At 71.6% G+C, this 9807-nt stretch carries 5 protein-coding genes, 1 pseudogene and 1 riboswitch; of the genes and pseudogenes, 1 reads left to right on the top strand and 5 read right to left on the bottom strand.

Annotated features, from left to right (window positions below; translation table 11 throughout):
• Positions 1-187 precede the first annotated feature (187 nt).
• Both ABZ154_RS26525 and ABZ154_RS26520 read right to left on the bottom strand, forming a co-directional pair.
• Entirely contained in the window at positions 188-1099 is a 912-nt protein-coding gene (locus tag ABZ154_RS26525) for a hypothetical protein (RefSeq protein ID WP_356836627.1), read from the bottom strand.
• Between the two features lie 5 nt (positions 1100-1104).
• Positions 1105-1449, bottom strand: a complete 345-nt coding sequence (locus ABZ154_RS26520) for a hypothetical protein (RefSeq protein ID WP_356836625.1) — start codon at positions 1447-1449, stop codon at positions 1105-1107.
• 43 nt (positions 1450-1492) lie between these two features.
• Here ABZ154_RS26520 and ABZ154_RS26515 point away from each other — a divergent pair, with 43 nt between their 5' ends.
• Positions 1493-5476 (top strand): CHAT domain-containing protein, encoded by a 3984-nt coding sequence (locus ABZ154_RS26515; protein WP_356836623.1) that lies wholly within the window; start codon positions 1493-1495, stop codon positions 5474-5476.
• A 595-nt stretch (positions 5477-6071) separates the two neighbouring features.
• Here the strand turns inward: ABZ154_RS26515 and metE are convergent.
• The 3 genes and pseudogenes from metE to ABZ154_RS26500 all read right to left on the bottom strand — a co-directional run bounded on the left by metE (position 6072) and on the right by ABZ154_RS26500 (position 9765).
• Positions 6072-8396 (bottom strand): 5-methyltetrahydropteroyltriglutamate--homocysteine S-methyltransferase, encoded by a 2325-nt coding sequence (gene metE / locus ABZ154_RS26510; RefSeq protein ID WP_356836622.1) that lies wholly within the window; start codon positions 8394-8396, stop codon positions 6072-6074.
• Between the two features lie 171 nt (positions 8397-8567).
• A riboswitch (cobalamin riboswitch) is annotated at positions 8568-8754 on the bottom strand.
• Between the two features lie 181 nt (positions 8755-8935).
• A pseudogene (locus ABZ154_RS26505) lies at positions 8936-9147 on the bottom strand (3-hydroxyacyl-CoA dehydrogenase family protein); the annotation flags it as partial.
• A gap of 129 nt (positions 9148-9276) precedes the next feature.
• Positions 9277-9765, bottom strand: coding sequence for a hypothetical protein (locus ABZ154_RS26500; protein ID WP_356836620.1), 489 nt, complete (start codon positions 9763-9765; stop codon positions 9277-9279).
• Between the last annotated feature and the right edge of the window lie 42 nt (positions 9766-9807).

Here is a 9807-nt window from a genome sequence, read left to right as displayed (position 1 = left end):
CCTTCGGCTACCTCACCCCGGCCGAGACCAGGCAGCGACATCAACACACCCTCGCGGCATAACGAACGAGTGTCCGAGATCACGGGGAAACTTCATGCAAGCCCTTAGGCCCGTCCTACGTCCACGCGCCCGTGCTCTGGGGCAGAGGCCTCTTACGAAGCCTGTTGATCACAACTAAAGACAGTCCCTAGCGGCCCTTCCGCACGAGGTCGGTGATGCGCTCGCCCTCGCTGATCGTGAGCGGGCCGGCCCCCTCCGTGTCGTCGCCGATCCCCAGCGCAGCCGCCAGCGTGCGGCCGTGCAGGTCGAGGGTGGCCTCGGTCAGGGTGGTGAGATCGGCCACGGCGGCGCGGGCGCGGGCCCATCCGGTCAGTCCGATGCCCGCGGCGACCAGCACGGCAGGCCACCACACCGCGGTGAGCAGGAGGTAGGGCACGGCCCAGGTTCCGGTGGCGACGGCGGCGGCGAACGCCGAGTGCGCGGCGGTGAGATCGGTCCGTGCGGTGTCGGGGAGCACCAGCCAGAGGCGGGACCAGCCGTAGGTCAGATCGAGTCCGTAACGGTGGTACGCGATGGACTCCACGGCGTGGATCCGATCGCCCATCCAGGTGGGTCTTCCCGGCTCGGCCATGGCCAGCCGGGTGATGCGCTGGGCCGCGGTGTCGATCCGGTCCTGCCGCTCGCGGGTGCGGGTGGCCGGGCTCACAGCTTCCAGCGCCCGGCGTTCCTCGACGAGCCGGTGCCACCGCGCACGCCGGCGCGCCGTACGCTCCGCCGCGACCGAGGCGAAGGGGCGGGGCCACGGCCCCAGCCAGACCCGCCGGGTGACCGCGGCCAGCGCCTGCACGACGAAGCCCACACCGGAGGCGGCCGCCAGTACGGCTACGACGAGGAGTGCCTGCGCGCCGCTCGGCAGGTCGGCGATCTCGGCCATGGCGTCCTCGGCCCGCCGGGTCAGCAGTGCGACATTCCACGCGTCGACATGGCTGAGGTTGACGGACAGCCACACCGCGCCGAGGAAGAACGCACCGGGCAGCACGAGCAGGCTGATCCACCGGTCGGCCAGTGTCTTGGCCAACTGCTGGAAGAAACCGCCCACCTGCGCTACCCCCGCTCCATGGGCCGGTCCATGACCGCGCAGCGCGGGATGGCGCCCGCCGGTGGCGGTACAGCCGTCCGGTCGCAGGCGCCGTCCGGGCAGCGGAAGTGCTCCTGACGGGCGGTGCCCGGCCCGGCTCCGGGCAGTCCCGTGGCGAACGTGCGCAAGGTGGTCTCGCGGTCGGTGTTCAGCAACTGGCCCAGCAGGGTGAGCACCGGGCGCCGGGCCCGCGCCTCGGCCACAATCCGTTCCAGCAGTTCCTGACGTGCCGCGGTGTGGAGCCTGGTCTCGCCGATCAGTGCGTCGAACTCCTTGCACAGCGTGGTCAGGGCCGATCGTTCGGCGTCCATCAGGGCTCCCCCTTCCGTCAGTTGGCCGATAGTCTCATGGGCGATGTCCTCCGACCACCGGCTTGATCCGGAGCAGGCAAATCACCAGGCGGTCGACCTTCTCAACCGGGCCACCCGAGCCGGTGACACGACCCTGCTCACCCGCTGTGTGCCGTTATTCCGCAGCATCCTCGCCCTGACACCGCCGCACCATCCGCACCGTGCCACCCGCCTGTACAACCTGGCCGAGACCCACCGGGCGCTGTACGCCCTGACAGGTCGGGAGGACGACGCCGACCAGTCGATCGGCATCGGGCGACAGGCCGTGGCCGCCCTCCACGTCGGCGACCCGAACTCCGCGCTGATCCTGGGCAACCTCAGCCTCACCCATCTCCTGCGGTTCCAGCGGGTCGGGCACCCGAACGACCTGGAGGGGGCCATCGAGTACGGGGAACGGGCCGTCGTCGCGACCGGCGCCGACCTGAACATGGCGTTCCACCTGGCCACTCTCGCCACGGGTCTCTTGCTGCGGTACCAGAGGAACGGGCACCTCGCGGACCTGGACCGGGCCGTGAACGCGGACGAGCGCGCGACGGCCGTCGCCACCGTCGACTCCCCGCACAGGCAGACCATCCTGACCGACCTCGCCGCGGGCCACCTGCTGCGCTTCGAGAAGACCGGGGACCGCACGGACCTGGACCGCGCCATCGACACCGGCGAGCACGCGATCGCTGTCATCCCCGCCGACTCCCCCAACCGGGCGACCACCCTAACCAACCTCGCCACCAGCCACCTGCGGCGCTTCGAAAGGACCGGGAACCGCACGGACCTGGACCGCGCCATCGACACCGGCGAGCACGCGATCGCCGCCGTCCCCGCCGACTCCCCACACCGGCCAATCATCCTGACCAACCTCGGCACCGCCTACTGGTCACGGTTCGAACGGGTGGGCCGACCGTCGGACCTGGATTGCGCCATCGAGTTCGGGGAGCAGGCCGCCGCCGACACCGGTAGCCCGTTTCGCGTGACCGTCTTGTGCAACCTCGCCGTCGCCCATCACGCCCGCTTCGAGCGGACCGGGAACCTGGTGGACCTGGACCGGGCCATCGGCCAGTACGAACAGGCGGCGGCCGCCGCCCCGGACGACGCGCCCGACGGGGCGGCCTACCTGTCCAACCTCGGCATGGCGTACCACGCGCGGTTCGAACGGCTCGGCGAGGTGGCCGACCTGGACCGGGCCATCGGCCACCTCGGCCGTGCCGTGGCCACGGCACCCCAGGGGTACCACCAGTTCGCGACGTTTCTGTCCAACCTCGGTGTCGCGTACCACGCGCGCTTCGAACGGCTGGGGGACGTGGGCGATCTGGACCGTGCCGTCGCGTACTACGAACAGGCCGTCGCCGCGACGCCCACCGACCACCCGGATCGCGGGCTCCGCCTGTCCAACCTCGGTGTCGCGTACGACGCGCGCTTCGACCGGAACGCACACCCCGCCGACATGCACCGGGCCGTCGAGAGCCTGCAAAGAGCCGTCGCCGCGATTCCCGCCGATCACCCGCTCCGCGCGACCGCCCTGAACAACCTCGCGGCGGCCCTGCGGGGACGGTTCGAACTGCTGGGAGACCTGGCCGATCTGGACCTGGCCGTCGCGCATCAGGAACAGGCCGTGGCCGACACGCCCACCGACCACCCGGATGTCGCGTACCGCCTGTCGAACCTCGGCCTCGCCCACTGGTCCAGGTTCGCCCGCACCGGGGAGTCGTCCGACATGGAAGCGGCCATCGACGCCGCCAGACGCGCGGTGGCCGCGACACCAGACGACCATCCGGACCTTGCGATGCGCCTGAACAACCTCGGCAGCGCCCTCAAGCAGCGGTTCTGGCACAACGGCAGCCTGCACGACCTGGACCGGGCTCTCACATATCAGGAACAGGCACTGTCCGCCACACCGGACGACCACCCGGCCCGGGCCATGTACCTGAACGGCCTCGGGGTCGCCTACCAGGATCGGTCCCAGCGCAGCCGTGCCGCGACCGACTTCGACCGCGCCGTCGACCTCGTACTCCTGGCGGTCGCGGCCACACCCGCGGACCACCCCGACCGCGCGCTGCGCCTGTTCAACCTCGCGCGGGCCCACCAGACACGGTACGAGCACTCGGGCGACCCGGCCGACCTGGACCGCTCCGTCGACCTGACGCGGAAGACGGCCGCTGCGGTCCCCACCGACCACCCGGAGCGCCCGCGGTATCTGTTCGGCCTCGGCTATGCCTACCGGCTGCGGTTCCAGCGGACCGGTGACGTGTCCGACCTCGACCGGGCCGTCGACGCCGCGGAACAGGCGGTCACGGCCACCCCCGGCGACCATCCCAACCGGGCGGCACGCATCTACCTCCTCGGGACCTGTTACCGGAGGCGGTGGAGCAGCGGCGGCCCCCTCGACCGGTCGCGGATCGTCCGACTCGCGCAGGATGCACTCGCGGCCACGACGTCGCCCCCGCACGACCGGGTCCGCGCCTGCTGGGCGGTGGGCCGGCTCGCCTACCTGCTGGACGAACCGCACACCGCCCGGCTGCTGTTCGACACGGCGGTGGAGCTGCTGCCGTCGGTCGCGGCTCGGGAGACCTCGTCGGCGGACCACGAGCACCGCCTCGGCGCGAACCACGGACTGGTCGGCGAGACGATCGCCGTGCACTGTGCTCTCGACGACCCGGGCGGCGCGGTCCAGGCCGGTGAGCTGGGCCGGTCAGTCCTGCTGGCGTCCCGGCTGGCGCTGCGGACGCCCCTCGCGGACCTGGCGGCGCACCCCGCACTGGCCCGTCGCCTGAGCCGCGTCCGCGACGCCCTCAACGCGCCGGATCCCCCGGCCCTGGCTACGCCCGACGGCCAGGACATCGATCACGTGGACCGGCGCAGAAGGCTGTGGGCCGAGCACGACGCCGTCCTGACGGAGATCCGGCACCTGCCGGGCCTGGACCGGTTCCTGCTCCCGCCGACGTGGAGCGAGCTGCGCACGACCGCCGCCGACGGGGCGGTCGTTCTGCTCAACGCCGGACTGCAGAGGTGCGACGGCATCGTCGTCACCGCCGACGGGCCCCCGCTGCTGGTATCGCTGCCCAACCTGCGGCTGGCCGATGCCGAGGCGTGGGCCGCCGAGTTGACGGGAGCGACGCACGACGCCGGGTCGTTCACCGGCGAGTTGCGCCGGCAGCGGGTGCTGACTGAACTGCTCGGCCGACTGTGGGACACGGCGGTCGAGCCGGTCCTCGACGCAGTCGAACACCGGCTCCGTCGGGACGACGGAGTACTCCCCCGCGTGTGGTGGATGCCGACGGGGCCGCTCGCACTGCTGCCGCTGCATGCGGCCGGGCACCCCGACCGGCCCGGGGCGCTCGACCGGGTGGTCTCGTCGTACACACCCACCCTGCAGGCCCTGGCCCGCTCCCGGGGACGTCCGGCCGCGACGGTCCTGCGCCGGCTCACCGTCGCCCTCGACCGGACCCCGGGCCTGCCGGACCTGCCGGCCACCGCCGCCGAGGCGGCGAGCCTGCACGCGGCCCATCCGGACATGCCGTTGCTCACCAATGAGCAGGCCACCGCCGCCCGGGTAACCAGCGCGCTCCCCGAGGCTAGCTGGGCGCACTTCGCCTGCCACGCCGGCACCGACCCCTACGCGCCCTCCGAAGGCGGGCTCCATCTCCATGACGGTGTGCTGTCCATCGCGGAGATCGGCCGCCGCGACCTCCACGAGGCCGAAATGGCATACCTGTCCGCGTGCTCCACCGGACACGTCGGCCGGCGGCACGCGGACGAGTCCATCCACCTTGCCTCCGCGTTCCAGCTGGCCGGCTTCCGGCATGTCGTCGCGAGTCTCTGGCCGCTGGACGACCGCGTCGCGGCCGGCGCGGCCGATCACTTCTACCGGCTGATGCCGGACACACCGTCCGCCGATGACGCGGCGACCGCGCTCCATCGCGTCATCCGGCACCTGCGCGCCGAGCATCCCGGTCGACCGCACCTGTGGGCGTCGCTGATCCACAGCGGGCCGTAACGGCGTTCTCCCCCGGGCACGGCCGGCGACGAACGCCCCGCATTCGCACAGGCGTAGTCCTCACGTGCACCCCACAGGAAACGGTCGCACTCCGTCGGGGAGGGGTCCGGGCTCGGGGTCGCGGTGGTGGGGGTGGCCGTGAGGGCCGAGCCCGCGTGGACGTGGGCCTGGCGGTGGGGGTCGACGCGCCGGGAGCCATTGCCCGCGAGGCACCACCGCTTGAGGTACTTGCCCACCCCGGGCTCGGTGAAGCGGACCCCGTACAACTCGGCCCATCTGGCCCCGTGTCCACAGCTGTGCGGGAGTGCAGGCCTGCGGTTCTGTGGCCGAGAGTCTGTCCACCGCCGTCATGACTCACCGTCACCACCGAATGTGAGACAGAGCCGAACGTTTTACAGTCCCCCGCCAGGGCATCCGCGACACACCCGACTTCGACCGCCTCGCCGCCTGGGACGCCCTGCGCTCCCGCTTCCTCTCCCTGCCCGCCGACCCCTGGACCGCAAGGGCAAGGGCTTCGCGCACAGCGGCTGACCGGACGGGCGCCCTGTGTCACGGCAAGCTCGCCGTGACACAGGACGCCGTGGATGTGTCGCGCTCAGGAGATGTTGGGCGGCAGGGAGGAGCGCACCTTCCGAGCCGCAGCGACCAGGTTCTCGAGGGATGCGCGGACCTCGGGCCAGCCGCGGGTCTTCAGGCCGCAGTCGGGGTTGACCCACAGCCTCTCCGGCGGGATGGCCTCCAGCCCCTTGCGGAGCAGGGCGGCCGCCTCGTGGGTGCTCGGGACGCGCGGGGAGTGGATGTCGTAGACGCCGGGGCCGGCCTCGCGCGGGTAGCCGTGAGCGGACAGTTCGCGGGCGACCTGCATGTGGGAGCGGGCTGCCTCCAGACTGATGACGTCGGCGTCGAGGTCGTCGATCGCCTGGACGATGTCGCCGAACTCGGCGTAGCACATGTGGGTGTGGATCTGGGTGTCGGGCCGCACGTCACTGGTGGTGAGACGGAACGCCTCGGTGGCCCAGGCCAGGTAGGCGGGGCGGTCGGCGGCGCGCAACGGCAGGGTCTCACGCAGGGCGGGTTCGTCCACCTGGATCACCGAAGTACCGGCCGTCTCCAGGTCGTTCACTTCGTCGCGCAGGGCGAGAGCGACTTGGCGTGCGGTGTTGGCGAGCGGCTGGTCGTCGCGGACGAAGGACCAGGCGAGCATGGTGACCGGGCCGGTGAGCATGCCCTTGACCGGCCGGTCGGTCAGGGACTGGGCGTATGTGGTCCAGCGGATGGTCATCGGCTCGGGGCGGGAGATGTCGCCGGCGAGGATAGGCGGGCGGACGTAGCGGGTGCCGTAGGACTGGACCCAGCCGTGCTGGGTGGCAAGGTAGCCGGTGAGCTGCTCGGCGAAGTACTGGACCATGTCGTTGCGCTCGGGCTCGCCATGGACGAGGACGTCGATGCCGGTCTTCTCCTGGAAGGAGATGACTTCGCGGATCTCGGTCTCGATGCGCCGCTCGTATCCGGCGGTGTCGATGCGGCCGGCGCGCAGGTCGGCGCGGGCGGTGCGCAGCTCGGTGGTCTGTGGGAAGGAGCCGATGGTGGTGGTCGGCAGCAGGGGCAGGCGCAGGTGGGCGTGCTGGGCGGTCGCTCGCTGCGGGTACGGCTGCGAGCGGCGGCCGTCGGCGTCAGTGACGGCCGCGGCGCGGGCGCGTACCGCCGGGTTGTGGGTGAGGGCGGATCCGGCCCGGGAGGCCAAGTCGGCGCGGTTCACGGCGAGCTCGGCCGCGATGGTGTCGGTGCCCTCGGTGAGACCGCGGGCGAGGGTGACGACCTCAGCCGTCTTCTGGCGGGCGAAGGCCAGCCAGCGGGCGACCTGCGGGTCCATCTCGCGTTCCGCCGTCGCGTCCAGGGGGACGTGCAGCAGGGAGCAGGAGGCAGCCACGTCCACCCGGTCGGCGAGGCCGAGCAGGGTGCCGAGTGTCGACAGCGACTTCTCCATGTCGTTGATCCACACGTTGCGGCCGTCGACGACTCCGGCAACGAGCCGCTTGCCGGGCATGCCGCCGGCGGCGGCGAGGTCGTCGAGGTTGGCGGCACCGGCGCCGGTGAAGTCAAGGGCCAGTCCGTCGATCGGTGCCTTGGCCAGGACAGGGAGGGCGTCGCCGAGCCGGTCGAAGTAGGAGGCGACCAGGAGCTTGGGCCGGTCGGTGAGCGTGCCGAGGTCGCGGTAGGCGCGGGCTGCGGCGTTCAGCTCGGCCGGGGTGCGGTCCTGGACGAGGGCGGGCTCATCCAGCTGGACCCACTCGGCACCGGCGGCCCGCAGGTCGGCCAGTACCTCGGCGTATACCGGCAGCAGCCGGTCGAGCAGTGTCAGCGGCTCGAAGTCCGCGGCGACACCGGGGGCGGACTTGGCCAGCAGCAGGTAGGTAACCGGGCCGACCAGCACGGGGCGCGCGGTGAGGCCGAGCGCGAGGGCTTCCTTCAGCTCGGCGACCTGCTTGGCCGAGTCGGCGGAGAAGGCGGTGTCGGGGCCGAGTTCGGGGACCAGGTAGTGGTAGTTGGTGTCGAACCATTTGGTCATCTCCAGCGGCGCGACGTCCTGGGTGCCGCGGGCCATGGCGAAGTAGCCGTCGAGCGGGCTGGCATCGACAGCGGTGCGGTGGCGGGTCGGGATGGCGCCGACCATGACGGTGGTGTCCAGGACGTGGTCGTAATACGAGACGTCTCCGGTGGGCACCTCGTGGATGCCGGTGTCGGCGAGCTTCTGCCAGTTGGTGCGGCGCAGGCCGGCGGCCGTCTCCTTGAGGGCGTCGGCGGTGACCCGGCCCTTCCAGTAGCCCTCGATGGCCTTCTTCAGTTCACGGTTCTGGCCTTGGCGGGGGTAGCCGTACACGGTGGCCCTGGCGGCCGCGGCTGCGGACTTGGCTGTCACGGAACTCTCCTTCGCGAGTGTCTCTCCGAAAGACCCGGGACGACTCGTAGGACGCGAAGGGATGGCACACCGGGCGGACCACGCCGCAGTGTCGTCGCGTGTGCCTGCCTGATATGTACGCCGACCCGCCCACGAGGTCACCGAGATCACCGTGCGCTCACGCACGGGCAGTGGCAGGTCTTCGGACTCGCGGGCACGTCTGCCGGGGGCAGACACCTACTGGCCGTCGCTTCCCAGACCCGTCTGTCGGGTCCAGTGCGTATGACGGCGGTCGTTCCCGCTCACCGCTGCGGGGCAGTCCCGGATTCCCACCGGGTTCCCTCTTACGACGCGCCTGCCTGGAGGACAGGGCGAACCAGCTGCACCCGCCACCCTAGGCGCCGAGCTCGGCTCCGGGCCAACACCGGTCACATGCCGGACGGTGAGATGAGACACCCGCCCAAGCCCCGGTAGCGCCGGGAACGGAAACGCGGCGGAGCGCGGAGCGGTTCCTCAGTCCTCGCTCCACGCCCGCCTCCACAGGAGCCCGGGCCCCTCAGCCCCCGGTCGTATGTGTGGAACCCCCGGCCGGTCTTCCGTCCGAGCATCCCGGCCTCGACCATCCGCTGGAGCAACAGCGGCGGCGGTACGTACAGCGGCTCCTTGAACTGCTCATACAGCGACTGGGCGCGATGGCGGCGACCGTGTCCAGACCGATGAGGTCGGCGAGCTTGAGCGGGCTCATGGGGTGGGCGCAGCCGAGTTCCATGCCGACGGGTGCGGGGCGGGGCGATGAGGGGATGCGGAGCGGGCAGCACGACCGGCACCGTCGGCGCGGCCGGGGCGTCGCCGACCGGCCGCGGGGACTATCCCCGCAGGCACCGAGTCCGGTTCCTGCTGCTCAGGTTGCGGGGCCGGTGAGCGGAATGGTCGCGGTGATGGTCCCTACTCCGCCTGTCCGCCGGGTGATCTGGATGCGGGCGATCTGACGCACGATGCGCCGCCTCAGTTCCTCCAGCCGGCTGGCTCCGGGGCGCAGTTCTGACGGGGACAACAGCGGCTGCGGCCGGGCTGCCGTCTCGTAGGGGCCGGTGACGCTGATCGTTACCTCGTACCGGCCGAGTGTGCAGGTGAGTTGGCAGGAGGATCCGGGCGGGCTGCGTGTCAGAGCGTCGGAAGTCAGTTCCGAGGCGACCAGTAAGGCGTCGTCCACTCCGCCCTGGTGTGCTGCGCGGAAGTGGGCGTCGGGGGCACAGAGCAAGGGGTGGAGGGCGAATTCCACTTCGCTGCGGGCATGTGCCGCCGAGTCCGGCCGACAGGTGTCCCCTCCGGGGTCATCCGAGGCGTCGGCGGACTGGGGGTCGGTCGGATCTCCATCCGCAGGGCTCATGCCCCCCGCCTACCCTGCCCCGCCGGACCATACCGAAGAAGC

This window comes from Streptomyces sp. NPDC006261 (genome assembly GCF_040613515.1).
Taxonomy (GTDB): Bacteria; Actinomycetota; Actinomycetes; order Streptomycetales; family Streptomycetaceae; genus Streptomyces.
Note: the sequence above shows the minus strand (reverse complement) of the source record. Positions and strands in the feature narration are given on the sequence as shown.

Bases quoted from the DNA above. Each gene is read 5' to 3' on its own strand.
- ABZ154_RS26520 (WP_356836625.1), bottom strand. From the start codon at position 1,449: ATGGACGCCGAACGATCGGCCCTGACCACGCTGTGCAAGGAGTTCGAC.
- ABZ154_RS26515 (WP_356836623.1), top strand. From the start codon at position 1,493: ATGTCCTCCGACCACCGGCTTGATCCGGAGCAGGCAAATCACCAGGCG.
- ABZ154_RS26500 (WP_356836620.1), bottom strand. From the start codon at position 9,765: ATGAGCCCTGCGGATGGAGATCCGACCGACCCCCAGTCCGCCGACGCC.